Here is a 23,942-nt window from a genome sequence, read left to right as displayed (position 1 = left end):
GCCGATGCGCCGGCGGTAATAAAGCGTTCAATCTGCCCGATCGATCCGGCAGATACGAGTAATTCGGGTATGACGGCTGAAATTGGAATGCACCTCCGGGAAGTCTTCGACCCGGCAAGCTTGCCCGGACTCCTTGTAATGGAGGCAGGGACAATCTTGCCGGGTCGGCGCGCACTCAGACGAGTGCGTAAATTGGAAACCGATTATTCGGTTTTGTTCTGTTCGCTGAGCTTAATGTTCTTCTGATGCTGCTTGTAGGTCTCCGCGAACAGATGCGTATTCGTGCCATCCTTCTTCGTTACGTAATACAGATAATCCGTCTGCTCGGGATAGAGCGCGGCCTCGATCGATTTCAAGCTGGGGCTTGCGATCGGCCCCGGCGGCAAGCCCGGATTCTGGTACGTGTTGTACGGACTGTTGACCTTCAGATCGGATTCCATCAACCGTTCCTTCTGCTTATCGAGCAAATATTGGATCGTCGCATCAATCTGCATCGGCATTTTTTTGCGAATCCGATTCTGAATGACGCTGGCAACGATTGGCCGCTCTTCATCCGCGACAACCTCGCGTTCCACCAGAGATGCGATTGTAAGCAGCTGGTGAACGGTAAGCCCGCGATCCTCAAGCGTGCCCAGCCAGTCCTCCGGCAGTTGATCCAGCTTACGGTCAAGCTCGGACAGCATTCGATTGATAATTTCGATCTCCGTGCTGCCCGACTTCATCTCGTACGTATCCGGGAATAAGTAACCCTCCAGCGGGAAACGCAGGTTCTTATCCGTCGGCAAGCTTTTCGTCCAAGCCGACCCGGTCCACAGAGCCGGGTTGTTCGCCGCTTCCAGAAACTTCGTTTTGTCCACGCCGGCCTTCTCGGCAAGCCGATCGGCGATCTGCTGAACGGTGAAGCCTTCCGGAATCGTAAATTTGATCGTAGCTGCTGCGACAATATCGCCTTCGTTAAGCTTGGCGACGATCTCCTCGCGAGTCATCCCTCTCGTCAGCTCATAATCCCCGGCCTGAAAGCGCGAGCCTTCCCCTTGAAGCTTCAGCCAGCCGCTAAAAAGAAACGCATCGCGTATAAGTCCATTTTCCTCCAGCATTTCGGCTACCTTCTGGGCGCGCATACCGGAGCTGATCGTGACTTTAACCGGCGTGTCGGACGCTGCGGTCGGACGCAGGCCGTTCCACAGGTAGAAGAGCACACCGCCCGCCATCGCGAATACCAATCCGAGCGCAATCAAGAAGGACCAGAGCACGACCTTAGGCTTGCGCCGCCGATCCGCCGGCACCGAAATCGTGCGGACGGATGGGTCCTGCTGCGCGCTATCCCTTGTCTGCGGTTCTTTACGAGGAGAATCGCCCCTCCTGGACTGCATTCGAGACAACGAGGACAGCCTGCCCGTTTCGGTCGCGGCAGCCGTCTCCCTTTCTCCGGACGCTTTTCCTTGTTCGTTCTGTATTGTATCCCCGTAAACGGAGCGCCACCCCGTTGTCGGTTCGTCATCTCTGCTCAAGCTTATTCCCCTCCAGCACCGTCTCATCGGCAAAAAGAGCGGTCGCCCGCTCCTCGATGGTCATCATGGCTGCTCTTCGTCGCCGAATTGCAGGTCGTCGAAGGCTTCTTCGACGAGCTCCCACTCTTCTTCGTCAGCGACCGATTCCAGCTCGAATTCCCCGCCGGCTCCCTCCAGAATTCGGAAGACCTCGATCTCGTCCTCGCGTTGCATCTGGGAGGTCTGAAGAATGGCGTACCTGTTCGCGCCCAGAGTGATTTCGGCAGCGATCTGATACGTTGCGGTGCTTCCGTTCTCGTCGGACAGCTCTACGCTGTCGCCGTAGCGTTGCCTTAAAGCGGAAGCCGCGTTGTTGTCAGTCATGGTTCATCCCCCCGAGTGTTCGCTCGACGGCTGCACGTCGCTTATTTGTCTTCGGCTTCGCCGAATTCGCCGATCAAGGTGTTGAAGGTTTCCTCCACCATATCCCACTCGGCCGGGTCTTCGATCGGATACAGCTTGATCTCTCCGTCTTCCTCGTCATAGCGGAACGCGAACACTTCCTGCTCTTCCTCGCTGTCTTCCTCCGCCGGAACGACCATCATGTATTTTCGGTCCGTGCCGTCGTCCAGCTCAAAGCGCATAATCACTTCGAAGGGCTCGTCATTGCCTTCTTCGTCCGTAATATAAATCAATTCCGCTTCTTCTTCGTTATGATGCACATCCGTCATGGACAATCCCTCATTTCCTTATCGAATCCAGATAGCTCTGCAGCAGAATCGCCGCCGCCATCTTATCGACGACTTGTTTGCGCTTGCGTCGGCTGACATCGGCTTCGAGCAGCGTTCGCTCCGCGGATACCGTTGTCAGCCTTTCATCCCAGAGCTGCACGGGCAGCCCTAGTGTTTGCCTTAAGGACTCCGCGAATGCGATGCAATTTTCCCCACTCGGCCCGATCGTTCCGTTCATATTCTTGGGCAGCCCAACGACGAGGCTTTCCACCTCGTTCGAGCGGACCAGCTCGGCAATGCGCGCCATGGGGTCGGCCACGAGCTTGCGATCGATCACCTCGACCCCTTGCGCGGTCCAGCCGAAGAGGTCGCTCATGGCGACCCCGATTCTTCTCTCTCCGTAATCCAGTCCCAGCACCCGCATCGTTAACGGTTCTGCTGAAGATAGAAGCGAACGAGCTCTTCGATCAATTCGTCGCGCTCCTTCTTGCGAATCAAGCTGCGCGCGTTGTTATGACGCGGAATAAAAGCGGGATCTCCCGACAGCAAGTACCCGACAATTTGATTGATCGGATTGTACTCTTTCTCGACGAGGGAATCATGAACCGTGAAAAGAATATCCCGGGACGACACCTCGTGCGGATCCGCTACGACATCGAATTTAACGGTCTGATCGAAATGATTTTTATCCGACGTGCCCATCTCCAGCACCTCGCTTTCCATGACTAACTAAGCACTTATCTTCATCATAACACAATCTCGGTTGGACAGGAAATTCGTGGTTAGGAAATCTGGGCGGCAACGAAGCCCTCCGCCGCGGCCAGAGCTTCAGCCAGCTTGGACGGGTCCTTGCCTCCCGCTTGGGCCAGCTCCGGCTTTCCGCCTCCGCCTCCGCCGCAGATGGCCGCGATCTCCTTGATCAGCTTGCCCGCATGCAGGCCTTGCTTCACCAAATCCGGCGTGACGGCCACGACCAGATTCACCTTATCCTCGGCCGGAGAGCCCAGCACCAGCACCGCAGAGCCCAGCTTGAGCTTGAGCTCGTCCGCGACGCCGCGCAGCGCGTCCATGCCGCTTGCATTGACCTGCGAGGCCAACAGCGTGACGCTGCCGACTTGTTTGGCCGCCGATACCAGCTCCGCCGCTTCGAGACGACTCAGCTTGCCTTGCAGCGATTCGTTGTCCCTCTGCAGCTGACGCACCTCGCCCTGCATCGCCTCGACGCGCTTCGGCACATCGCCCACGTTACATTTCAGCAACGCAGCCGCTCCCTTAAGAAGGCTCAATTGTTCGTCCAGGAATCCGTAAGCGCGGCGCCCCGTCACCGCCTCGATCCGACGAACGCCGGAACCGATGCCGCCTTCGCTGACCAGCTTGAACAATCCGATCTGCGAAGTATTCTTGACGTGGCAGCCTCCGCACAGCTCAAGGCTGTAATTGCCGACTTTCACGACGCGAACGATATCTCCGTACTTCTCTCCGAACAGAGCCATCGCGCCCATTGCTTTGGCTTCGGCGATCGGCTTGAAGCTGATGTCCAGCTCGGTGCCGATCCAGATTTGCTCGTTGACGCGGCGTTCGATATCGGCCAGCTCTTCGGCCGTAATCGCGCCGAAATGCGAGAAGTCGAAGCGCAGCCGCTCGGGATCGACCAGGGAGCCTGCCTGATTGACGTGCTCGCCGAGCACCTCCTTAAGCGCCTTGTGCAGCAAGTGAGTCGCCGTATGGTTGCGAATGATGTCTCCCCGCTCGGAAGCGTTGACGGAAGCCGTCACCGTGTCGCCTACCTTCAAGACGCCGCTGGTTACGACTACCTGATGAACCGACTGTCCGTGCGGCGCTTTGCTTAAGCCCGTAACCTCCGCATGGACGCCGGCTGCGAACAGAACGCCTCTGTCGCTCACCTGTCCGCCGCTTTCCGCGTAGAAAGGCGTGCGGTCCAGAACGACGAGCACCCGTTGGTCGACTCCGGCGATATCGACGAATTGGTTGTCGGCCACAATGGCCTGAACGCGAGCCTCGGAAGTCAGCGCGTCATAGCCGACGAATTCGCTTTTCTCCGTGTATTCGGCCAGCGGCCCGCCCTGCACCTTCATGCTGTCCGTCTCCTGACGCGCGGCGCGAGCCCGGTCGCGCTGCTCCTGCATCGACGCGTCGAAGCCTTCGCGATCGACCGTCATGCCTTGCTCCGTCGCGTAGTCCTCCGTCAGATCGAACGGAAAGCCGTACGTATCGTATAGTTTGAACGCGTCCGGACCGGAGATGACCGAATTGCCTTCAGCGCGGGCTTTGGCGCATAGATCGGCGAGAATCGCCAGACCGTCGGACAGCGTCTCATGGAATCTTTCTTCCTCCGTGCGGATAACCTTCTCGATGAACTCGCGCTTCTCCAGCACTTCCGGATAGTAGCTGCCCATAATCTCGCCTACGGTAGGCGTCAGCTCCCACAGGAACGGACGATCGATGCCCAGCACCTTGCCGTAGCGTACCGCCCGGCGAAGCAAGCGCCGAATGATGTAGCCGCGGCCTTCATTGGAAGGCAGCACGCCGTCGCCTACGGAGAAAGCTACCGTACGGATATGATCGGCAATAACCTTAAGCGCGACATCGCTCTCCTCGCTGCTCTTGTAGCGGACGCCGGCAATCGCGCTGGCGCGTTCGATGATCGGAATGAACAGATCGGTATCGAAATTGGAGTCTACATCCTGGAGGATGGAGGCAAAGCGCTCCAGTCCCGCTCCGGTATCGATGTTTTTGTTCGGCAGCGGGGTATAGCTGCCGTCTTTGTTATGATTGAACTGGGAGAACACCAGGTTCCATACTTCCAGGAACCGCTCGTTCTCTCCTCCCGGCGTGCATTCGGGATCGGACAGATCGCCGTATTTATCGCCGCGATCGTAGAAAATTTCCGTGCACGGTCCGCATGGGCCTTCGCCGATGTCCCAGAAGTTGTCCTCCAGCTTCACGATCCGCTCTGCGGGCAGGCCGATCTTCTCGTTCCAGAAGCGATAGGCTTCCTCATCCTCCGGGTAGACGGTGACGGACAGCCGCTCGGGATCGAAGCCGATCCATTCGGGTCCCGTCAGAAACTCCCAAGCCCATTCGATCGCTTCCTCCTTGAAGTAATCGCCGATGGAGAAGTTTCCGAGCATCTCGAAGAACGTATGGTGCCGACGCGTCTTCCCGACGTTCTCGATATCGTTCGTGCGAATGCATTTCTGCGAATTGGCGATTCTCGGATTCTCGGGAATGACCCGTCCGTCGAAATAGGCCTTGAGAGGAGCCATTCCGGCATTGATCCATAACAGGGAGGGATCATTGTGGGGAACGAGCGGAGAGCTCGGCTCGATCTTGTGACCTTTGCCGGCGAAGAACGCCAGCCACTTGCTGCGGATTTCTGCTGCTTTCATCGGTTTCATAACGGAATCCTCCTCGATTATCCTCGAAAAAAATAAAAAAACGCCCCTGAAATCAGGGACGAAGCTATTCGCGGTACCACCCTGGTTATCGCCGCCTTGCGGCAACGATCTCCTCTTGAAGGGGATAACGGCCCTGACCGGCGGACTTGAATCCGCACTCCGAAACGAGCTTCCTGCGCCCTTCGCAACGAAGATTTTTCCAGCCATGCCGAGTCGGCCGAGCTTCGGCTTCCTTGAGCATGAAATCTTCTCTCTGGCGATGCGGACTGCGAAGTACTTATGTTCCGTCAACGTGTTCGCATATCTCCATATCGTATAAATTATAGACAACGACTTTCCAAGCTGTCAAACGGTTTTTCTATGGATGTAGTAGGCGGATACATGCTGTACGACGACCTTCATCGCGGCGTAGAACGGCACAGCCAGAATCATGCCCACGATGCCCGCCAGCTCCCCGCCGATCAGGAGCACGAGAATAATGGTCAGAGGATGCATTTTCATCGATTTGCCGACCACCTGGGGACTGATCACATTGCTCTCCAGGTTCTGGCAGATCATATTCACGACGATGACCATCAGCACCATTTTCCAGGAGATCGTAGTGGCCATGATCAATGCCGGAAGCGCCCCGAAGAACGGCCCCAGATACGGAATAATATCGAAGAGCGAGACAAAGCCCGCCATCAGCAGCGGATAAGGCATTCCGATCAGCAAGTAACCGATATAGGCCAGCACCCCGATGCATAGAGACACGATTAATTGGCCCCGGATATAGCTGCCCAATGCGGCGTCGATATCCTTCAGCAGTCTCACTGCATGCTTACGTCTGGCCCTCGGAACGTATTGGAGCGCGGCCCGTTCGAATACATCCAGATCCTTCATCATGTAGAAAGCCAGAAAAGGGACGATCATCGCGATAAACAGCACGTTCACGACCGAGCCGATATTGTTGAGAAAATTCGCGATCCGCTGCTCGACTTGCTTTTCCATCGTGCTGATGGAGCGATTGATTCCGTCTCTGACCGCTTCGGGCAGAACATTGTTGTTATTGAAATGATCGACGAGCCCTTGCGCGCGCATCGTCAGATCCGGCATATGCTCGTTAAGCTCCTCCACCTGGTTCATGAACATCGGGATCACATTCATCAGAATAACGATCGAAACCGAAATAAATACGGCATAGATGAGCAGCACCGCCGCCGGTCTGGGAACCTTGCGATCATGCAGCAGATTGACGATTGGATTCAAGGTGTACGAGATGATCATGGCTACGAGAAAAGGAGCCAGCACCGCCTTAAGGAAATCATAGACGGAGAAGAGCATCGGACGTACGAGCACGATCAGAAACAGCACGATCAGCACCAGGATCGTATAGACGAGCGCCGTAAACAGTCGGCTTCGGGCAAAGCGCTCCATCTCCCTCTCCCCTTTCTGATCTCGCTAGTTCCCGCCCCGCTCCTGGGGGGTCATTCTCTGTTATTATATGTACTTGTCCCGAGCCGTAAACCACGGAGGAACAAAAAAACGTCCCGGTCTCCACAGAGACCGGAACGTTCTCGTCTGCATTGCGTTAAATGCCGTTGGCATGAATGTGCGCCGGAATCGGCTCGTCGAAAAACAGATCGTCCAGCGAGCTGAGCGTACCGTCTTCCTCCACTTGATAGACCGACATTTTCTCGCCATTCACCGTCAGCTCGATAAAGCAGCTCCAGCAATAGAATTGATGGGAACCGATCTTACCGATGTCTTTGGAACTGCAATTCGGACATCTCATCATCCGTCTTCACCCGTCACTTTCCACGTAGGTTCTCTCGTAAGTATCCGCTCATAAGAAGCGGGTACAAGGATGGCGTCCTCGCCCAGAGTAATATTCTCCAGGGCTTCCGGCAGGAATAGCTTCCGCCTTCCCTCGAATACATCCGCGAGAAAACCGTCCGTCAACTCGTATCCTAATATCTGTGTACCCTCAGTCGGCTTAAAATAAACGTCCGATACCTTGCCCAAATATTGACCGTCAACCGTATAGACCGGAATCTCCTTCAGCCGGACAACGCCGGTATGGAAAGTTCTCAGCAATTCGCGGGTATCCTTGGCGACAATAACCGAATCTTCGCGGATCAGCAAGACATCCTCCCCGAGATGAACGATGTCGTCCCAGTAAACAATCTTGGGCGACTTGCGCCACAATCCGGATCTGGAATGTCTGTCCAAGACGATTCCGACGATTCGCCAAAACTCGTCGAACCAGAAATCCTTGACTTTGCCGACGCTTTTGCCGCTTTCCAGCAGTACTGGCAAACCTAGAAGTCGCTCCACTTGAAACATCGCGGGCTCCTGACTTCAGCTCCATGTTATGTATTACGCATAACGGGCTGAAATAGTTGCAATAATTTTCGCCATTTTTTCGGCTTCCTCTTTAGTATTGCCCAAACCGAAGCTAAAACGTACCGCTGTGGCGATTCTATCCGCTGAAAGGTTCATTGCCGTCAACACGTGGGAGGGTTTCAGTGAGCCTGAATTGCAGGCGGATCCGCCGGATGCGGCGACTCCCGCAAGGTCCAGGTTCATCAGCATGCTTTCGGAGGAGATGCCGGGAAAGCTGGCATTCAAGACATGGGGAAGCCGATGATCAGGATGGCCGTTAACGATGAAGCGATCAGGGCCCAGTTGTCGAGTCAGTTGGTCTAACGTTTCGTTCCTCATGCCCTCGGCATGCGTCCAACGGCTCTGCCGCTCCGCATAAGCGATCTCCGCGGCTGCGGCGAACGCCGCAATTCCCGCGACGTTCTCGGTTCCGGCTCTGCGACTGCGCTCCTGCGAGCCGCCGAGAAGCAGCGGAACGAACGGAATTCCCTTGCGGACGTACAGCAAGCCGACGCCTTGAGGGCCGTTCACCTTGTGGGCGGACACGCTTAGCAGATCGATCGGGAGCTCCTTGAGGTCGAAGCTCTCATAGCCGATCGCCTGAACCGCATCGACATGCATAAGCGCGCCGTGCCGACGGGCCCATTCCCCGATCTCCGCATAGGGCTGCAGCGTTCCCGTCTCGTTATTGGCTGCCATTACGCTGACGACCGCCGTTGTCTCGCCAATCGCGGCGCGGGCCTCCTCCGGTCTGACCCGGCCGAATTCGTCGACCGGCAGCACCGTCAGATCGAAGCCCTGCTCCTCCAGCCGGCGGCAGGCGTTAAGCACGGCGTGATGCTCGACCGCCGTCGTCACGACTCCGTTCCGGCCCCGCTTGCGCTGGGCCAGAGCCGCGCCAAACAAAGCCGAATTGTCGCTCTCGGTGCCGCTTCCCGTGAATACAAGCTCTGCGGGAGAGGCCTTCAGCAGATCGGCGAACAAATCTCTTGCCCGGCTGATCCGCTCTCTGGCCGCTCTCCCTGGCGCGTGCAGGCTGGAAGGATTGCTCGGACCCGCCGAGGCCGCGTCGATGTAAGCCTGAATCGCCGCCGGATGCATCGGAGTCGTCGCGGAATGGTCAAAATAGATTAAGCTCAAGCCACGCACCTTCTTTTAAATGTAGAACATGTAGTTATTGAGCTTGTCCTCGCCCTTGAACGAGATCAGATCGTGCAGCGTCGTCGAATCCAATACCTCGGCGATGCTGTCGCGGATGCGAAGCCACAGATCGCGCTTGGCCGGATCGTCCTCCTCCGTGAAATCCACGGGGCTGATCGGCCCTTCGAGAATGCGAATCACATCTCCCGAGGAGATCGTTTCCGGGTCCTTCGATAGAATATAACCGCCGTAGGCTCCCCTTACGCTTTTCACCAGGCCTGCGTTGCGCAGCGGAGCGATCAATTGCTCCAGATAGTGCTCGGACAGACTGTTTTTCTCTGCGATGCTTTTTAACGAAATCGGCCCTTCGCCGAATTTAGCCGCGAGTTCCATCATGATCGTCAAGCCGTAGCGGCCTTTCGTCGAAATTTTCAAATAGAACACCTGCTTTCATGAACGTCAGCGTTTTAGTCGCTTTCTTCTGTTTGCACAGTCATCAGGGATGAACAACGACAAATAAATGAGGGTATCCCCATAATAATTATATGGTAACACAACTACTCTCTTTGTGGGCAAAAAAAACGTGGTATATTCATGAACCGCCTCGTCCGGTAGGAGAAAAGCCGGGCTTGTGCTAATATAGAGAGATCGAAATCGCTAGCCGCAAGGAGAGATCAAATCGCATGAACCATCTGGAAGCTTATACGGCGTCTCTCGCAGCGCGTTTTCCCGAACCGTCCAAGGTGCGCGTCGTCGTCGGCATGTCCGGCGGAGTCGACTCCTCGGTGACGGCGCTGCTGCTGAAGAGGCAAGGCTTCGACGTGATCGGAGTATTCATGAAAAACTGGGACGATACCGATGAATTCGGCGTCTGCACGGCAGAGGAAGATGCCGAGGACGTGCGCCGCGTATGCAATCAGATCGGAATCCCTTACTATACCGTTAATTTCGAGAAGGAATATTACGATAAGGTATTCGAATATTTCCTTGAAGAATATCGCAGGGGACGTACGCCCAATCCCGACGTCATGTGCAACCGCGAGATCAAATTCGGGGAGTTCCTGCAGAAGGCGCTCGAATTGGGCGCGGACGCGATCGCCACGGGGCACTATGCGCGTCTGGAGCTCAGAGACGGCAAGTACGAGCTGCTTCGCGGCGTAGATACGAACAAGGATCAAACCTACTTCCTTCATGCGCTCAATCAAGCCCAGCTTGCGCGGGCGATGTTTCCGATCGGCCATCTGCAGAAGCCCGAGGTGCGCAGAATCGCCGAGGAATTCGGTCTGGCGACGGCCAAGAAGAAGGACAGCACCGGCGTATGCTTCATCGGCGAACGCAATTTCAAGGAGTTTCTGAGCCAATACCTGCCGGCCAAGCCGGGAGTAATGGTCGATCTGGTCTCCGGCGAGGCGAAAGGCCGGCATGACGGATTGATGTATTACACCCTCGGCCAGCGGCAAGGCTTGGGCATCGGCGGCTCCGGCAACGGCGAGCCTTGGTTCGTAGCGGGCAAGGACCTGGCGAGCAACACGCTGTACGTTGTCCAAGGCGATGCCCATCCGAGCCTCTACTCCGTCGGCTTGACCGCTGCCGGGGTCAATTGGATCAGCCCCGAGCAGCCGGCGGGTCCGGTGCGCTGCACGGCCAAGTTCCGTTATCGGCAGCCCGATCAGGGCGTGACGATTACTCCGCAAGGCGACGGCACGTACCTCGTGGACTTCGATGTCCCGCAGAAGGCCATTACGCCGGGCCAGGCCGTCGTATTCTACGACGGAGACGCCTGCCTTGGCGGCGGCACCATCGACAAGGTCCGCATGCTCCAGCCTGCCGAGGCGAAGTGAGCTTGCCCTGTCCTTTCGATAAATAAGCAAATACCGCCATCCTCACGGATCGGCGGTATTTTTTTCACTCGTCTGAGCGCAAAAAAGGAGGCCTCCCGGCCTCCGCAAAGCTTATCCCAGACGATTCATCTCATCGTCGCTGATCTCGAAGTTATGGTACACGTCCTGAACGTCGTCGTTATCCTCGAAGGCGTCCATCATCTTGAGCAGCTTCTCCGCGTTCTCGCCCTCGGCTGCGACCGTGTTTTGCGGCAGCCAGCGGACGCTGGCGGTTTCGAACGTGTAGCCCGCCTCTTCCAGCTTGGCCTTGACGGCTTCGAATTCTCCCGGCTCGGTCAACACCTCGAAGCTCTCCTCCGTGCTGACGACATCCTCCGCTCCGGCTTCCAGCGCTTCCATCATGAAGCTGTCTTCATCGGGCGTATCGTCGTCGCGCACAATGACCAGCAGCCCCTTCTGATCGAACATATACGAGACGCAGCCGGACTCGCCGAGATTTCCCCCGCGCTTCCCGAAGATGGAGCGCACATCGGCAGCGGTGCGGTTGCGATTGTCGGTCAGACACTTCACCATAATGGCGACCCCTCCAGGGCCGTACCCTTCATATAGAACGTCCTCGTATTCCTCGCCGTCCGCCGCTCCGGAAGCTTTCTTGATCGCCCGGTCGATATTATCGGCCGGCATTTGAATGGCCCGTGCGTTGGCAATAGCGCTTCTGAGTCCGTAATTAGCTTCCGGATTGGGTCCGCCCCGGCGCGCCTGCACGTATATTTCCCGCGCCAGCTTGACGAAACGATTATTTTTGGCTTGGTCCGCTTTTCCTTTGCGACCGGCAAAAAGCTTGAATTTTGGCATAACCTCGTACCCCCGAGAGACGATTAGTAGCAATAAAAACTCCCAATAAGTGTACCACTTTCCCGCCTATACGGTCAAAGGGAGCCGCCGACAAAACAACCCTCCCGGCGCTTCCGCCGGGAGGGCTGTTGCTGGCGTGATATGAGAATAAGTCTGCGCTGCGCGCGACTTACAGTTTAACCACGTTGGATGCTTGAGGACCGCGATTGCCTTCAGTAATTTCGAATTCTACGTCTTGGCCTTCTTCCAAAGTCTTGAAGCCTTCGCCTTGGATTGCCGAGAAGTGAACGAATACATCGTTGCCGTCTTCGATGGAGATAAATCCGTAACCTTTTTCTGCGTTAAACCATTTAACTGTTCCTCTCAAATGAAAAACCTCCTAAAATCTCGCCGTAAGTCGGCGAATACGAATATCATAACCGAATTTACCCTTTTTTGCAAGATATACCGTTGCGGCGACGAAGCGCTAAAATGCGATTTTTTGCAGGCGCAGCAAGGGACTCGGAATCGGAAGGAAGGGCAGACCCGTCGGCAGCAATTCCCAGGTTGCGACGCCTTCAAGCTCGCTCAGAAGCTCGGAGAGATAAGCCGGCTTCTCCCACTTCAGGGTCACCAGCGGATACACGCGCAGCTCTCCTCCCGGCCGAAGCACGCGAATCAACTCGGGTAATGCGGCCGCATGGAAGGACTTGCCCAGGGCTTCGCCGTAAAGAAATAAAAAGTGGCTGCACACGACCCGTTCGAACTTGTCGCTCTCGAATGGAAGATTCGGGAGCGATGCCGCGAAGTAACGGCTGCCCGCGTCGTCCTTGCGACAGTCCTCGGCGAACAGCGCCATCGATTGCTCCCGGATCAGCCTCTGCTGCTCCGGAGAACCGTAGTAGCTCCAATCGTACATGCCCGACATCGCCGCGATTTTGGCAGCGGACGTATCGATCTCCCGATAGCCGGCCGCAATCGCTTCGTCGGTTAACCCTTCATAGAAGGGGTCCGCCGCCATAGCCGCTACCCCTCTGGCCCGAAGCTGCGCCGTGAAGGAAGAGGCTCCTCCGGCGACGTCCAGCACAGGCCCCGCCCAGTGGGAGGGCTCCACGTTAAACATGGCGCAATATTCGTCGAACGATCGGCAGGTCGTGGCGACCCCCAGCTGCGGATATTCGGGCAACGCGTTTTCTTTATTCATTTTTTGAACTCTCCTCTCGGCTCATCCTTCTGGTCTCGACTCATCTCATCTCTGCTCTTGCCCAATTCGCTTAGCGAATTTCATAGTAGATTCCCATATCGGCGCAAGTCTGTCAACCGGTATTTCCCGCCATACGTTGATTTCTCCCTTCATCTCTTCTATGATGAGAAAAACGGCAATCGCTGCCCAAGATCAGGAGATCCCTATGTTCGCTAAACATACCGTCTACAAGCATGACAATTACAATATGCTGATTGTGGAAGTTCAAGGCAAAACGCTTGTCGTCCGCGAAATATCCGAGCAATGGGGCGAAACCTGCCACAAGTTTCTGAGTCGTCCCGAGCTGATGAATTGGGCCGAGAAGCGCTTTCTGCCCGAGGATTTTCCCGATGGCGAGGAGGGCCTTCGGGCCGCCATGGAGAAGCTGAAAAGCATTTGATGGCTTTTCCGCAAGCTCACCGCTAAAAACCAAAGGAGCCCGAAACGAATGAATACCGAAGCCAGTCTTATCTTTATCATCTCTTCTTTCTGTCTGGCCGCCGTGCTGATCATGATGCGAGAGCGTATTCCCACGCCCATGAAGCGTCCGATGGCCCTGATCTCGATCGTGCTTCTTCTGTTCGCCTTTTTCCTGATCGTCTATACGTTCTTCAAGATGGGGACTTGATCGATCCCGTTCTGATAATGCCGGCAGGCAGGGACATACTACTTCGGTAACTTATTCCTGTGCCGGAGGCGTTCCATGAAGAAGTCCGTCCTGCCTTACGCCGCCTCTGCGGCCGCGCTGTCCCTTCTATGCCTGTCCGCATCGGTTAACGCTCACGCACTCTCCGCCGCGCCGTTCTCTCTCCTGCGGGAAGAAGCGGCGTTCGGCCATGATCCTTTATCCAGGAGGCTGAACAAGTCCATGAACCAAGTTGCCAAGAGAAAAGATGTTCCTCAGGAGCACCGCTGGAAGCTCGAAGACCTCTACTCCAACCAGGAAGCCTGGGACCGCGAATTCAGTCAAGTCAAGAAGCTGAGCGGCGAGATCGCCGCATATCAAGGCAAGCTTCAGGACGCGGCTTCCATCGCCCGCTGCTTTGACCTCGACGACGAGATTTCGTTGCTTACCGAGCGTCTGTACGTCTACGCCAACATGCGCCATCATGAGGATACCGCGGAGTCCAAATATCAGGCCCTGTCCGATAAATCGAAAAAGCTGAGCGTGGAGGTCGGCGAAGCGACCTCCTTCATTACGCCGGAAATTCTGAGCTTGTCGGAGGCGCAATTAACCGGCTTGATCGCCGATCCGGCGCTCGCCAAGTATAAGCGTACGCTGGAGGAGATGCTTCGCCAGAAGCCGCACACGCTCTCCAAGAGCGAGGAAGCGCTGCTCGCCCAGGTCGGGAACGTCTCCCAGGCGCCGGGCACGATCTTCAGCATGCTCAACAACGCCGACCTGAAGTTTCCGAAGGTTAAGAACGAACAAGGCGAAGAGGTCGAGCTGACGCATGGCCGCTACATTCAATTTCTGGAAAGCAAAAACCAGGAAGTCCGCCGCGACGCGTTCAAGGCGATGTACGACACGTACGGCAAATGGCGCAATACGCTGGCTTCTACCTTAAATGCGAACGTTACGAAAAATCTGTTCTACGCCAAGGCCCGCCGTTATCCTTCCGCTCTGGAAATGTCGCTCTTCGGCGACAACATTCCCCAGTCGGTATACGATAACCTGATTGCGACGATTCACGAGTTTCTTCCGCTCATGCACCGCTATATGGATCTGCGCAAGAAGCTGCTGAAGCTGGACGAATTGCATATGTACGATCTGTTCGCTCCGCTTGTCGAGGAATTCGATATGAACATCACCTACGAGGAAGCGAAAAAAACCGTCTACGACAGTCTGTCTCCGCTCGGGGACGCTTACCGCAAGGTTCTCCAGGAAGGCTTCGACGGCGGCTGGATCGACATCTATGAGAACGAAGGCAAACGAAGCGGCGCATACAGCTGGGGCGCATACGGCACCCACCCTTATGTCCTGCTCAACCATAACGACAATCTGAACAGCATGTTTACCCTGACTCACGAGATGGGTCATGCGCTGCATTCCTACTATTCGGATGAAAGCAACGAGTATCGGGACGCGCAGTACACGATTTTCCTCGCGGAGGTGGCGTCTACGTTGAATGAGGCGCTGCTGATGAACTATCTGCTGGAGAAGTCGACGGACGTGAAGGAAAAAATGTATCTGCTGACCTACTACGCGGATCAGTTCCGGACCACCGTATTCCGCCAGACTATGTTCGCCGAGTTCGAGAAGATCATTCACGAGAAGGCCGAACAGGGCGAGGCGCTGACGCCGCAAGAGTTCAGCTCCATCTATTATGATCTGAACGTGAAATATTACGGAAAAGATATGGTCGTAGACAAGGAGATCGAGATGGAGTGGGCGCGGATTCCTCATTTCTACACGAGCTTCTACGTCTACAAATACGCGACGGGCTTCTCGGCCGCCACAAGCTTCGCGAAGCAGATTCTGGACGAGGGCGAGCCCGCGGTCGATCGTTATCTAGGCTTCCTGAAGAGCGGCGGCAAGGACTACTCGATCAACATTCTCAAAAAAGCCGGCGTCGACATGTCTTCGCCGGAGCCGATCCGCCAAGCGATGAGCGTCTTCGAAGGCCTGATCGAGCAGATGGAGCAACTGACGAAAGGCTAACCTATCTGATCTTAATGGAATGGCGCTACAACAAACAAAAAGAAGAAGCGGTGCGGGATGATTCCTGCACCGCTTCTATTTGCGCGACAGAGACCCCATCGCCCCCCCTGAACGCCCCCTCTTCCTGAGCAATCAACACGACTTTATCCTGCTCCACGCCTCCAGCCGATCCTCCAGCCCCCGATAATCCCTCGTCGGAATCGGACTTGTGGAGGGCAGCCGCAGCAGCGTACGCTTTCGAATCTCCGAATGCTCTCCGAAATGCTTCGTCAGCTCCGAGAACGATTTCGAGCCGTTGCATACGAGCGTCTCGATGCCCGGATATCGGACCAGCAGACCGGGAAGATCGTTCGGCACAGCCTGCTTGATCTCGCTGTCCAGGCTCCCCTTCCGTTCGCAGCTTGCAATGACGTCCCACAGGGCAATCCCCTGGCTTAAGGCAAACGAGATTCGGCTGTCATAATCCTCCTCGGGAAGCCCTCCGTCGCCGAACAGCGCATACAGAATTCTCCACATATAGTTGCGGGGATTCCAATAGTAGCGATGAGCGCGCAGGGAAGCCGCGCCAGGCATGCTGCCCAGTATCAGGATGCGGGAATTCTCGTCGATGATGGGCGGAAACGATTGTACGTTCAAGCGGCGACCTCCTCTTCCCGGCGGATTTCCTTATATGGCTCCTGCTTCAATCATAAGCCTCTCCAGCTCAAAAGCGCAAACTCCTCCTAAAGGAATTTGCGCCTCTTGACCTGCTCTTATTCAGCCAACTCGCCTCAGCCTTTCACTCCGCCCGCCGTCAAGCCTTCGATGATTGTACGCTGCAGGAAGGCATACACGACCAGAATAGGCAGCACGCTGATAATGACTCCCGTGAACACAAGCGGATAGTTCGTCTGAAAGGCATCCCGGAAGCCGACCATGCCTGTTGGCAACGTTTTGAGCTTGTCGCTGCTGATAAAAAAATTCGAAAGCAGGTATTCGTTCCAATTGCCGAGCAGATTGATGATGAAGACGGTCACCAACGCGGGGAGCGCCAAGGGAAGGATGATTCGGAAGAACGAGCGGATGACGCCGAGTCCGTCCATGACTGCTGCCTCCTCCAACTCATGCGGAATCGCCCGCATGAAAGCGACGATCAGCAGCACGCTGAAGGGCAGCGCCCCCGCCGTATAGGGCAGATACAACGCCCAATGCGTGTCCAGAAGGCGCATCTTCTGAATTAAAATGTATTGGGCGATAAACAGCACGTTCCCTGGGATAAGCATGCCGAGCAGCACGAATTGGTAAATGATCTTGCTGATCTTGTCCATCCTCATCCGCGAGAGGGCGTAGGCGGTAGCCGATGCGAGCAGAATAGCCGACACGGCGGCGGCGACGGACAAATACGCGCTGTTGAAAAAATAACGGCTGATCTTCGCCTGGCTCCACGCATCCGCGAAATTGTCGAACGCCAGCTGCACCGGAAAGCCGAACGGCGCATTCACAATCTGATCGTTCGTCTCCTTCAACGAGGAGAACAGCACGAACACGAACGGAAACAAAATGATGAAGACATAGACGAGCAACACCAGATGAGGCAACATTTTGCGGACGAATCTCGGCATCAGTACTCGATCCTTTCCTGTCTTCTGGCAAAGACGATTTGGTAGATCGCCGTCAGAAGCAAGGCGATAATGAAGATCATGATGGAGAGCGCGGTGCCGTAGCCGTATTGCCCGAAGCGAATCGCTTTATTGACCATATAGGAGGCCATAACCTCCGTCGCGCCCGCCGGGCCGCCGTTCGTCATGACAAGCACGATATCTACGACCCTCATAGCTCCCGCGATCGACAGCATGATGACAACTGATATAACAGGCATAATGAGCGGCGTCGTGATTCGGTATGCCCTCTGGAAGCCCGTAGCTCCGTCGATCTCCGCCGCTTCGTTGATTTCCTTGGGAATGGCCAGAATAGCCGCAAGCACCAGCACGATATAGAAGCCCATCCACTGCCAGGCGTTCGTAATCAGGATGGACAGCATCGCCCATTTGGTATCGGACAGCCAGTAGATCGGTTCAAGCCCGAACCAGCCGAGGAAGCTGTTGAACAAGCCAATGCTGGGGTGATACATGAAGCCCCATAAAATGCCGATTATCGAGGTCGAAAGAATGGACGGCATGAATACCGTCGTCTTATAGAAGCCCTGCAGACGCTTCACTCCGCTGATTAACAGCGAGAACGCAATAATCAACGGCACCTGCACGAATACCGAAAACAATATGAAATACATGTTGTTCTTCACAGAAATCCAGAAGTCCTCGTCGTTAAAGGCTTTCTCGAAATTGCCGAAACCGGTGTATCGCGCCGGCGATAACCCATCCCAATCCGTCAGCCCGTAAAATACCGATTGCAGTACCGGGTAGACAAAAAACAAGCTGTACAATGCGATCGTCGGAAGCACGAAAAGCAGGTATACATAAGGATTTCGCAGCGTTTTGTTCATGGTTCCCCCACCCTGGACGAGGGAGGCGCCGCCCGTATGGACGGACGGCGCCTCTTCGTCCGGCTTTTCGTAAGCTTATTTCATTGCTGCAAGCTCCGCATCCATCGCCTTCTGGATCTCTTCGGCCGCTTTCTGCGGGGAGGATTTGCCGGCGATCAGATTCTGAATCTGCTTCTCGAACTCTCCGTTAACCGTTCCGGGAACCAGCGAATCGAAATGCGGGAACACTTTGCCGGCCGCGGCATTCGTGGCCAGCACCTGCGTCATGACCGGATTGTCGGAGGACAATTGGGCTGCGTCCACCTTCATCGAAGGCAGCACTCCGTCCTCCTTGAAGCCGCGAATTTGATATTCTTCCGTGTACAGGTTTTTGATGAACGCTTTAATGGCAGCCTTCTCGTTGTCGTTGACATCGGCGGAGAAGCCGTAGCCGTTGTTCTGGTTGTAGTTGACCGCCGTTTGATCGCCTTTGCCGCCCGTTACCGCAGGCATCGCGAAATAGCCGACCTTGCCGTTAAGCGCGCCTCCTACGCCGTCCGCGTTAAAGGTGGAGATTCTCCACGTCCCGTCAAACAGAAATCCGGCTTTGCCCGCGATGAACTCATTCGTTTGACCGGCATAGTCAATTCCCAGCTCGCCTTTCGTAAAGTAGCCCTTCTTCACCCATTCCTCATATTTCGCCAGAGCGGCCACGACCTCCGGCTCCGTCATTTTGCGGGAACCGTTGGCTACGCCAGCCTGAATATCTTCGCCGGCGTACCGCGGAATCAGCGTATTGAGCAGCATGAACGGCACCCATGCCGCTTGCGAGCCCATCGCGATCGGCGTAATGCCTTTGCCCTTCAGCGTCTCGAATGCCGCCTCCAGCTCCTCCAGCGTCTTCGGCACCGCAATGCCGTTCGACTCAAGCAGCTCGGCATTATAGAACCAGCCTTCGGAGCCGGCGCCGATCGGCAGTCCGTACACCTTGCCGTCTACAACGAATGTGGAATAATCCGTGAATTTGTCCGTCAATCCCAGCTCCGCAAGGATCGGAGTCAGGTCAAGCAGCTTGTTGGCGCGTGCGAATTTCTGTCCATCGCCGGGACCGCCGAACAGGTCGAAAATTTTCGGCGGATTGCCGGCTGCCATCTCGGCAGGAAGCTTGGTCCAACGGTTAAAGCTGTCTTCGACGGCGTCCATCTCGAAGTTGGCTCCGGGAACCTCCTCTTCCGACTTCTTGACCACCTCGTCCAGAATCGCTTTGCGGAACTTCTGCAGTTCGCCGATCTGAATGTGCCGCAGGGAAACGTCGAATCTCTCGACGGCGGCCGGGGATGGAGAATCGCTCGGACTTGCGCTTTCCGTTGCCGTTGCGCTTGGACTCTGGCTGGGGGATGGCGACGCGCTGTTTTTGTTGTTGCCGCCGCATGCGGTCAGGATCGAGGACAGCATGAGAACCGAAGCAGCCGCGGTAATCAGTTTCTTCTTCACTCTTAGGACCCTCCCATAAGGAATATGATTATAAGCTACAGCCTTATTGTAGAATCAATTTCCCTTGCTGTAAGGGAGTCAAACGGCTAACCGAGGGATAAGATTATCTTGAGTTGCTTAAACTAATTAGATTAGTTATAATACGAAATAGATTAGTTTTAATTGAAAGGAGCCTGCCGCATGAGCAAAACGACCTGGGGCTGCGTTACCCAGCTGATCTTTATGCCGAAATTTTTTCCGCTGAACTGCTATCTTGTCGAGGAGGCAGACGGGGTGACGTTGATCGATGCCTGCATGCCTTTTGTCGCCAAAAAAATTCATGCCGCTATAGAAGAAACGGGCAAGCCCTTGAAGCGAATCCTGCTCACGCATGCCCATGAGGATCATATCGGCGCAGTTCCCTACTTAAAGTCCAAGTTTCCCGGGGCGCAGGTCGGAATTTCCCGCAGGGACTCCTTGCTGCTAAAGGGAGATCGTTCATTGCTGCCTCACGAGGCTCAGCGTGCGCCTAGAGGCAGCCTGCCCAAGCAAGCGCCCTTCGAGCCCGATTTTCTGTTCGAGGATCAGGAACGAATCGGGCCGCTGCTCGCCATTGCCTCCCCTGGACACACGCCCGGCCATTTCTGCTTTCTGGAAACCGCAAGCAACGCTTTAATCGCCGGAGACGCGTTCCAGACCAAGGGAGGACTCGCGGTATCCGGACACTTGAGATGGCGGTTTCCCTTCCCTGCGCTGGCGACCTGGCATGTACCTACCGCTCTCGAAAGCGCGGAAAAGCTGCTGCGGCTTCAGCCCAACGTACTCGCCGTTGGTCATGGTCCTGCGCTCATTCAGCCGGCCATGCCCATGAGCCTGGCGATCGAGGAAGCCCGCCGCGGCCATCGGAGGAGAATCGGATGAGGAATGGCATCAAACCCGAGACTGTAGTCGCCGCGGCAGCGGAGATCGCCGACCTGCAGGGCTGGGACCAGATTACGCTGGGAAGCGTAGCCGGCCGTCTTGGTATCAAAACCCCTTCCCTATACAATCATGTGGAAGGCCTGCCCGATCTCCGCCAGCAATTGGCTTCCTTCGCCATCGAGCGATTGAAGGATCGGCTATGCGACGCAGCCATCGGTCAAGCCGGCAAGCCCGCCTTGATCGAGGTCGGCCAATGCTTCATGGCATTCGCTCGGCAGCATCCCGGCTTGTATGAGGCGATGAACCGCGTTGCATCGCCTAAGCCGGAGAGGTTCGCGCAGGCCGCCGAACTGATCCTTGAGCTGTTCTTCCGCCTCATGCAGCCGCTCGGCATCCCGGAGGAGGAGCGCGTCCATGCCGTTCGCGGCCTGCGCAGCATGGTGCACGGATTTGCCGCTCTCGAATCGGCAGGCGGCTTTCAATTGGCGGAAAACGTGCGCGAAAGCCTGTCGAAATCCATCGCCTGCTATATCGATGGATTAAGCGCTCTTCGCAAGTAGCCGCCTGTGCCTTGCGGCAAAGCAAGCTCTGCCGCAAGCACGGAAGCATTGCCGACATTAGGTTTTCAACTTAATCGGATTGGCTCGGACAGCACTTCTTTGCGGAAGCTGCTGTTTTTTTGCGCTCTTGCAGGAATCGACAGGATTCTCACGAATTATCGTAAGGACTGGTTAAGGAGCGTGCAGGCATGTCTAAACAGGAATTGACCCCAGAGCATCTGTTGCGGATCATCTTCGACTATACCGCAAAAATCGCGAACGAGCGGAATCTGAACGACGTGCTCGTGCACATGGCCGATATGGGCCGGGAAATGATTGTGGCCGACAGATGCACGGTGTGGCTGATCGACGAACAAAACCATCAGCTGTATACGACCGTCGCGCATGGCGTGGATGAAATTCGCATTCCCTATGGAACCGGATTCGTCGGCAGCTCAATCGTCTCCGGCGAGCCGATCATTATCAAGGACGCCTATGAAGATGACAGACACAACGCCGAAAATGACCGCAAAACCGGCTACCGCACCAAATCGATCATCACGGTGCCCTTCCGCAACAACGACGGCCATATGATCGGCGCCTATCAAGCGATCAACAAATTGACCGCTATCGGACATTTCACCCCTCGCGATCTGGAGCTGCTCTCCCTGGCCGCTTCCTACGCCGGCAAGTCCCTCGAATCCGTCATGCTGCATCAGGAAATCATCGATACGCAGCGCGAGATTATTTCCAAGATGGGCGAAGTCGGAGAAATCCGCTCTCAAGAAACCGCCAACCACGTCAAGAGAGTAGCCGAATATTCCTATGTGCTGGCAATTGCGCTCGGGATGAGCGCTGCCGACTCCGAACTGCTCCGAACCGCTTCTCCCATGCACGACATCGGCAAGGTCGCCATCCCCGACGCCGTCCTCAACAAACCGGGCAAGCTGACGCCGGAGGAATACGAAATCATTAAATCCCACACCGCAATCGGACATCGTCTACTTAGAGGCTCTAAACGGGAGCTGCTTCATGCCGCCTCGATTGTCGCGGAGCAGCACCATGAAAAGTGGGACGGCACCGGATACCCCAATGGCCGGAAGGGCGAGGACATCCATATTTACGGCCGAATTACCGCAGTGGCCGACGTCTTCGACGCGTTAAGCACGGAGCGGGTGTACAAAGCCGCATGGCCGCTTGAGAAGATCGAGAGCTTCTTCCGCGAACAAAGCGGCCGTCATTTCGACCCGGCCGTCGTGGAAGTGTTTTTCGGCCAGCTGCCCAAGCTTATCGCCATCCGGGACAGCCTCTTGGATTTCGAGGACGACTCCGTATAGCCTTCCAGCAAAAAAGGAGCCAACCGCGCGCACTCGCGCTCCGTCAGCTCCACTCTTGATCTCGATAGGCTTATCTGCCGAACGTTGCCGTCAGCTTGCCCAGGCTCGCGCCTTCCCAGTCGACCTCAAGGAGGTCCCCCTCGCTCAGCGCGCCGACGCCTGCCGGGGTGCCCGTGAAAAGCAAGTCTCCTGCGCCCAGCCCGTAAGCTTCGGCGACGAAATCGGCGAGCTGCTGCAAGCCGAACACCATATCTCCCGTACGTCCTCGTTGAACCTCCTGCCCGTTCAGCTGCAAACCGAACGCTCCCGCATCGATTGCCGCGCTTCCAGGGTATGCAAGCCAACGTCCGAGGGCGGCTGAATTGCGAAAGCCTTTGGCGGCCAGCCAGGGATGCCCCTTCTCCTTCAAGCGATCCTGTACGTCCCGGAGCGTCAGATCAAGGCCTACCGTATAGGCCGTAAACAGCTCGTCGCAGCGAATGCCGGCTTCGTACGGCCTGCCGACGGCAAAGACGAGCTCGGCTTCATAATGAACGCTTCCCCGCCCGCTTGGGAGCGACAAACTGCCGCCGTCCATCGGGATAGCCGAATGGCTGGGCTTCGTGAAGATCATCGGGCTGTCGGGAACCGCATTGCCCAATTCCGCCGCATGCAGCCGATAATTCCGCCCAACGCAATAAATATTGCGAATGCTAGAAAGCGCAAGCTCCTTATTCTCTCCCATTCGTTATCGCCCCTCCTCAATCGCCCCGAGCCACCGGTCGGGATAGTTCGTGCAGAGCTGAAAGGCCTCGGGCCGGGAAGCGAGCCTTCTTAAGTCCGAAGCGGAATTGACCGTCCAGGCCATCGTTTCAATCGCCGCGTCGGCCGTTTGCCGCAGCAGCTTTTCGTTGATATGCCGAAAGCCGATCGACAGATAGGAGCAATCCAGCTCAATCAATTGCTCCACCAGGGTGTCCGGCCGCTCGTCGATAATCAATCCGATTCTTATCGCGGGGGAGTGCTTGCGGACCGCGCGCAAAATATTCGGATGGAACGATGTAATCACATGCTCGTTCTCTCCTCCGTGGGAGCGGATCGTTTCGACCGCCCGCAGCGCCAGGCGGTCGAAATCCGCGTCGTCTCCCTTCAGCTCAATATTCAGCTTGCATCGTCCCGAAGCCAGGGCAAGCACGTCGTCGAGCGTGGGAACGCCTTCCGAAGCATAGGAGGCGTCGAACCAGCTCCCCGCGTCCAGCCTTCCCAGCTCCTCTGCGCTGTAATCGACAACGCGGCCTTTCGCGCTGGTCGTCCTGTCGAGAAGGCCGTCGTGAATGACGACCGGCACATCATCCTTGGAGAGGTGAACGTCCAGCTCCATCCAGTTGACCTGCGGCATGTCTAGCGCCATCCGGAAGGCGGCCATCGTGTTCTCCGGAGCCTTGCCCGAGAATCCCCGGTGCGCCACGCAAGGATGCAAGGAAGCTTTCGATTGTTGATCCATGATG

At 56.1% G+C, this 23,942-nt stretch carries 27 protein-coding genes; 7 read left to right on the top strand and 20 right to left on the bottom strand.

Annotated elements, in window-relative coordinates; all coding sequences use genetic code 11:
- Positions 1-203 precede the first annotated feature (203 nt).
- The 11 genes from mltG to cymR form a co-directional block, all read right to left on the bottom strand.
- Positions 204-1,511 carry an endolytic transglycosylase MltG gene (gene mltG / locus ACFO1S_RS18790; protein ID WP_378127336.1) on the bottom strand — a complete coding sequence of 436 codons (1,308 nt, stop codon included), beginning with the start codon at positions 1,509-1,511 and terminating at the stop codon, positions 204-206.
- A gap of 63 nt (positions 1,512-1,574) precedes the next feature.
- A complete protein-coding gene (locus ACFO1S_RS18785; RefSeq protein ID WP_204601105.1) occupies positions 1,575-1,874 on the bottom strand; it encodes a DUF1292 domain-containing protein in 300 nt (99 codons plus the stop codon).
- Positions 1,875-1,915: 41 nt separating this feature from the next.
- Positions 1,916-2,221 carry a DUF1292 domain-containing protein gene (locus ACFO1S_RS18780; protein WP_204601104.1) on the bottom strand — a complete coding sequence of 102 codons (306 nt, stop codon included), beginning with the start codon at positions 2,219-2,221 and terminating at the stop codon, positions 1,916-1,918.
- Between the two features lie 10 nt (positions 2,222-2,231).
- Positions 2,232-2,645, bottom strand: coding sequence for a Holliday junction resolvase RuvX (gene ruvX, locus ACFO1S_RS18775; RefSeq protein WP_204601103.1), 414 nt, complete (start codon positions 2,643-2,645; stop codon positions 2,232-2,234).
- Positions 2,646-2,647: 2 nt separating this feature from the next.
- On the bottom strand, positions 2,648-2,944 hold the full coding sequence (locus ACFO1S_RS18770) for an IreB family regulatory phosphoprotein (protein ID WP_378127333.1): 297 nt from the start codon (positions 2,942-2,944) through the stop codon (positions 2,648-2,650).
- A 59-nt stretch (positions 2,945-3,003) separates the two neighbouring features.
- Complete coding sequence (gene alaS, locus ACFO1S_RS18765; RefSeq protein ID WP_378127488.1) at positions 3,004-5,631, bottom strand: alanine--tRNA ligase; 2,628 nt, start codon at positions 5,629-5,631, stop codon at positions 3,004-3,006.
- Between the two features lie 354 nt (positions 5,632-5,985).
- On the bottom strand, positions 5,986-7,056 hold the full coding sequence (locus ACFO1S_RS18760) for an AI-2E family transporter (protein WP_204601101.1): 1,071 nt from the start codon (positions 7,054-7,056) through the stop codon (positions 5,986-5,988).
- A 154-nt stretch (positions 7,057-7,210) separates the two neighbouring features.
- Positions 7,211-7,417 carry a hypothetical protein gene (locus tag ACFO1S_RS18755; protein WP_204601100.1) on the bottom strand — a complete coding sequence of 69 codons (207 nt, stop codon included), beginning with the start codon at positions 7,415-7,417 and terminating at the stop codon, positions 7,211-7,213.
- Entirely contained in the window at positions 7,414-7,965 is a 552-nt protein-coding gene (locus tag ACFO1S_RS18750) for a PRC-barrel domain-containing protein (RefSeq protein ID WP_204601099.1), read from the bottom strand. The genes ACFO1S_RS18755 and ACFO1S_RS18750 overlap by 4 nt, the downstream gene beginning before the upstream one ends.
- 33 nt (positions 7,966-7,998) lie before the next feature.
- Positions 7,999-9,144 carry a cysteine desulfurase family protein gene (locus tag ACFO1S_RS18745; RefSeq protein ID WP_204601098.1) on the bottom strand — a complete coding sequence of 382 codons (1,146 nt, stop codon included), beginning with the start codon at positions 9,142-9,144 and terminating at the stop codon, positions 7,999-8,001.
- A gap of 15 nt (positions 9,145-9,159) precedes the next feature.
- On the bottom strand, positions 9,160-9,579 hold the full coding sequence (gene cymR / locus ACFO1S_RS18740; RefSeq protein ID WP_204601517.1) for a cysteine metabolism transcriptional regulator CymR: 420 nt from the start codon (positions 9,577-9,579) through the stop codon (positions 9,160-9,162).
- Between the two features lie 248 nt (positions 9,580-9,827).
- On the opposite strand from cymR, the gene mnmA reads away from it, so the two are divergent.
- Positions 9,828-10,985 carry a tRNA 2-thiouridine(34) synthase MnmA gene (gene mnmA / locus ACFO1S_RS18735; RefSeq protein ID WP_204601097.1) on the top strand — a complete coding sequence of 386 codons (1,158 nt, stop codon included), beginning with the start codon at positions 9,828-9,830 and terminating at the stop codon, positions 10,983-10,985.
- Between the two features lie 111 nt (positions 10,986-11,096).
- On the opposite strand, the gene ACFO1S_RS18730 is transcribed toward mnmA, so the two are convergent.
- From ACFO1S_RS18730 to ACFO1S_RS18720, 3 genes are all read right to left on the bottom strand, one after another.
- Complete coding sequence (locus ACFO1S_RS18730) at positions 11,097-11,840, bottom strand: YebC/PmpR family DNA-binding transcriptional regulator (RefSeq protein WP_204601096.1); 744 nt, start codon at positions 11,838-11,840, stop codon at positions 11,097-11,099.
- 169 nt (positions 11,841-12,009) lie between these two features.
- Entirely contained in the window at positions 12,010-12,207 is a 198-nt protein-coding gene (locus ACFO1S_RS18725) for a cold shock domain-containing protein (RefSeq protein WP_204601095.1), read from the bottom strand.
- 99 nt (positions 12,208-12,306) lie between these two features.
- Positions 12,307-13,023, bottom strand: a complete 717-nt coding sequence (locus ACFO1S_RS18720) for a class I SAM-dependent methyltransferase (RefSeq protein ID WP_204601094.1) — start codon at positions 13,021-13,023, stop codon at positions 12,307-12,309.
- 205 nt (positions 13,024-13,228) lie between these two features.
- Between ACFO1S_RS18720 and ACFO1S_RS18715 the strand changes: the two genes are divergently transcribed.
- The 3 genes from ACFO1S_RS18715 to pepF all read left to right on the top strand — a co-directional run bounded on the left by ACFO1S_RS18715 (position 13,229) and on the right by pepF (position 15,724).
- Positions 13,229-13,462, top strand: coding sequence for a hypothetical protein (locus tag ACFO1S_RS18715; protein ID WP_204601093.1), 234 nt, complete (start codon positions 13,229-13,231; stop codon positions 13,460-13,462).
- Positions 13,463-13,510: 48 nt separating this feature from the next.
- Positions 13,511-13,690 carry a hypothetical protein gene (locus tag ACFO1S_RS18710; RefSeq protein ID WP_204601092.1) on the top strand — a complete coding sequence of 60 codons (180 nt, stop codon included), beginning with the start codon at positions 13,511-13,513 and terminating at the stop codon, positions 13,688-13,690.
- 240 nt (positions 13,691-13,930) lie between these two features.
- Complete coding sequence (pepF, locus tag ACFO1S_RS18705; protein ID WP_204601516.1) at positions 13,931-15,724, top strand: oligoendopeptidase F; 1,794 nt, start codon at positions 13,931-13,933, stop codon at positions 15,722-15,724.
- 132 nt (positions 15,725-15,856) lie between these two features.
- Here pepF and ACFO1S_RS18700 read toward each other — a convergent pair whose 3' ends face one another.
- The 4 genes from ACFO1S_RS18700 to ACFO1S_RS18685 all read right to left on the bottom strand — a co-directional run bounded on the left by ACFO1S_RS18700 (position 15,857) and on the right by ACFO1S_RS18685 (position 19,679).
- Entirely contained in the window at positions 15,857-16,360 is a 504-nt protein-coding gene (locus ACFO1S_RS18700) for a DNA-deoxyinosine glycosylase (RefSeq protein WP_204601091.1), read from the bottom strand.
- A gap of 134 nt (positions 16,361-16,494) precedes the next feature.
- Entirely contained in the window at positions 16,495-17,325 is an 831-nt protein-coding gene (locus ACFO1S_RS18695; RefSeq protein ID WP_204601090.1) for a carbohydrate ABC transporter permease, read from the bottom strand.
- Positions 17,325-18,206 carry a carbohydrate ABC transporter permease gene (locus ACFO1S_RS18690; protein WP_204601089.1) on the bottom strand — a complete coding sequence of 294 codons (882 nt, stop codon included), beginning with the start codon at positions 18,204-18,206 and terminating at the stop codon, positions 17,325-17,327. Before ACFO1S_RS18690 ends, ACFO1S_RS18695 begins: the two co-directional genes overlap by 1 nt.
- 75 nt (positions 18,207-18,281) lie before the next feature.
- On the bottom strand, positions 18,282-19,679 hold the full coding sequence (locus ACFO1S_RS18685) for an extracellular solute-binding protein (protein ID WP_378127330.1): 1,398 nt from the start codon (positions 19,677-19,679) through the stop codon (positions 18,282-18,284).
- 180 nt (positions 19,680-19,859) lie between these two features.
- On the opposite strand from ACFO1S_RS18685, the gene ACFO1S_RS18680 reads away from it, so the two are divergent.
- The 3 genes from ACFO1S_RS18680 to ACFO1S_RS18670 all read left to right on the top strand — a co-directional run bounded on the left by ACFO1S_RS18680 (position 19,860) and on the right by ACFO1S_RS18670 (position 22,455).
- Entirely contained in the window at positions 19,860-20,579 is a 720-nt protein-coding gene (locus ACFO1S_RS18680; protein ID WP_204601088.1) for an MBL fold metallo-hydrolase, read from the top strand.
- Positions 20,576-21,139 carry a TetR/AcrR family transcriptional regulator gene (locus ACFO1S_RS18675; RefSeq protein WP_204601087.1) on the top strand — a complete coding sequence of 188 codons (564 nt, stop codon included), beginning with the start codon at positions 20,576-20,578 and terminating at the stop codon, positions 21,137-21,139. Before ACFO1S_RS18680 ends, ACFO1S_RS18675 begins: the two co-directional genes overlap by 4 nt.
- A 188-nt stretch (positions 21,140-21,327) precedes the next feature.
- On the top strand, positions 21,328-22,455 hold the full coding sequence (locus tag ACFO1S_RS18670) for an HD domain-containing phosphohydrolase (protein ID WP_204601086.1): 1,128 nt from the start codon (positions 21,328-21,330) through the stop codon (positions 22,453-22,455).
- A gap of 70 nt (positions 22,456-22,525) precedes the next feature.
- Here the strand turns inward: ACFO1S_RS18670 and ACFO1S_RS18665 are convergent, their stop codons facing one another.
- Entirely contained in the window at positions 22,526-23,179 is a 654-nt protein-coding gene (locus ACFO1S_RS18665; protein WP_204601085.1) for a fumarylacetoacetate hydrolase family protein, read from the bottom strand.
- 3 nt (positions 23,180-23,182) lie between these two features.
- Positions 23,183-23,938: a glycerophosphodiester phosphodiesterase gene (locus ACFO1S_RS18660; RefSeq protein ID WP_204601084.1), complete on the bottom strand. Its 756-nt coding sequence runs from the start codon at positions 23,936-23,938 to the stop codon at positions 23,183-23,185.
- Positions 23,939-23,942 lie beyond the last annotated feature (4 nt).

Origin of the sequence: Cohnella boryungensis (assembly GCF_042651945.1) — a bacterium.
GTDB classification, from domain to species: Bacteria; Bacillota; Bacilli; order Paenibacillales; family Paenibacillaceae; genus Cohnella; species Cohnella boryungensis.
Note: the sequence above shows the minus strand (reverse complement) of the source record. Positions and strands in the feature narration are given on the sequence as shown.

Excerpts from the sequence above, each read along its gene's own strand:
- ACFO1S_RS18785 (WP_204601105.1), bottom strand. The coding sequence starts at position 1,874 with ATGACTGACAACAACGCGGCTTCCGCTTTAAGGCAACGCTACGGCGAC.
- ACFO1S_RS18780 (WP_204601104.1), bottom strand. The coding sequence starts at position 2,221 with ATGACGGATGTGCATCATAACGAAGAAGAAGCGGAATTGATTTATATT.
- ruvX (WP_204601103.1), bottom strand. The coding sequence starts at position 2,645 with ATGCGGGTGCTGGGACTGGATTACGGAGAGAGAAGAATCGGGGTCGCC.
- ACFO1S_RS18770 (WP_378127333.1), bottom strand. The coding sequence starts at position 2,944 with ATGGAAAGCGAGGTGCTGGAGATGGGCACGTCGGATAAAAATCATTTC.
- alaS (WP_378127488.1), bottom strand. The coding sequence starts at position 5,631 with ATGAAAGCAGCAGAAATCCGCAGCAAGTGGCTGGCGTTCTTCGCCGGC.
- ACFO1S_RS18760 (WP_204601101.1), bottom strand. The coding sequence starts at position 7,056 with ATGGAGCGCTTTGCCCGAAGCCGACTGTTTACGGCGCTCGTCTATACG.
- ACFO1S_RS18755 (WP_204601100.1), bottom strand. The coding sequence starts at position 7,417 with ATGATGAGATGTCCGAATTGCAGTTCCAAAGACATCGGTAAGATCGGT.
- ACFO1S_RS18750 (WP_204601099.1), bottom strand. The coding sequence starts at position 7,965 with ATGTTTCAAGTGGAGCGACTTCTAGGTTTGCCAGTACTGCTGGAAAGC.
- mnmA (WP_204601097.1), top strand. The coding sequence starts at position 9,828 with ATGAACCATCTGGAAGCTTATACGGCGTCTCTCGCAGCGCGTTTTCCC.
- ACFO1S_RS18730 (WP_204601096.1), bottom strand. The coding sequence starts at position 11,840 with ATGCCAAAATTCAAGCTTTTTGCCGGTCGCAAAGGAAAAGCGGACCAA.
- ACFO1S_RS18720 (WP_204601094.1), bottom strand. The coding sequence starts at position 13,023 with ATGAATAAAGAAAACGCGTTGCCCGAATATCCGCAGCTGGGGGTCGCC.
- ACFO1S_RS18715 (WP_204601093.1), top strand. The coding sequence starts at position 13,229 with ATGTTCGCTAAACATACCGTCTACAAGCATGACAATTACAATATGCTG.
- ACFO1S_RS18710 (WP_204601092.1), top strand. The coding sequence starts at position 13,511 with ATGAATACCGAAGCCAGTCTTATCTTTATCATCTCTTCTTTCTGTCTG.
- pepF (WP_204601516.1), top strand. The coding sequence starts at position 13,931 with ATGAACCAAGTTGCCAAGAGAAAAGATGTTCCTCAGGAGCACCGCTGG.
- ACFO1S_RS18695 (WP_204601090.1), bottom strand. The coding sequence starts at position 17,325 with ATGCCGAGATTCGTCCGCAAAATGTTGCCTCATCTGGTGTTGCTCGTC.
- ACFO1S_RS18690 (WP_204601089.1), bottom strand. The coding sequence starts at position 18,206 with ATGAACAAAACGCTGCGAAATCCTTATGTATACCTGCTTTTCGTGCTT.
- ACFO1S_RS18680 (WP_204601088.1), top strand. The coding sequence starts at position 19,860 with ATGAGCAAAACGACCTGGGGCTGCGTTACCCAGCTGATCTTTATGCCG.
- ACFO1S_RS18675 (WP_204601087.1), top strand. The coding sequence starts at position 20,576 with ATGAGGAATGGCATCAAACCCGAGACTGTAGTCGCCGCGGCAGCGGAG.
- ACFO1S_RS18670 (WP_204601086.1), top strand. The coding sequence starts at position 21,328 with ATGTCTAAACAGGAATTGACCCCAGAGCATCTGTTGCGGATCATCTTC.
- ACFO1S_RS18665 (WP_204601085.1), bottom strand. The coding sequence starts at position 23,179 with ATGGGAGAGAATAAGGAGCTTGCGCTTTCTAGCATTCGCAATATTTAT.
- ACFO1S_RS18660 (WP_204601084.1), bottom strand. The coding sequence starts at position 23,938 with ATGGATCAACAATCGAAAGCTTCCTTGCATCCTTGCGTGGCGCACCGG.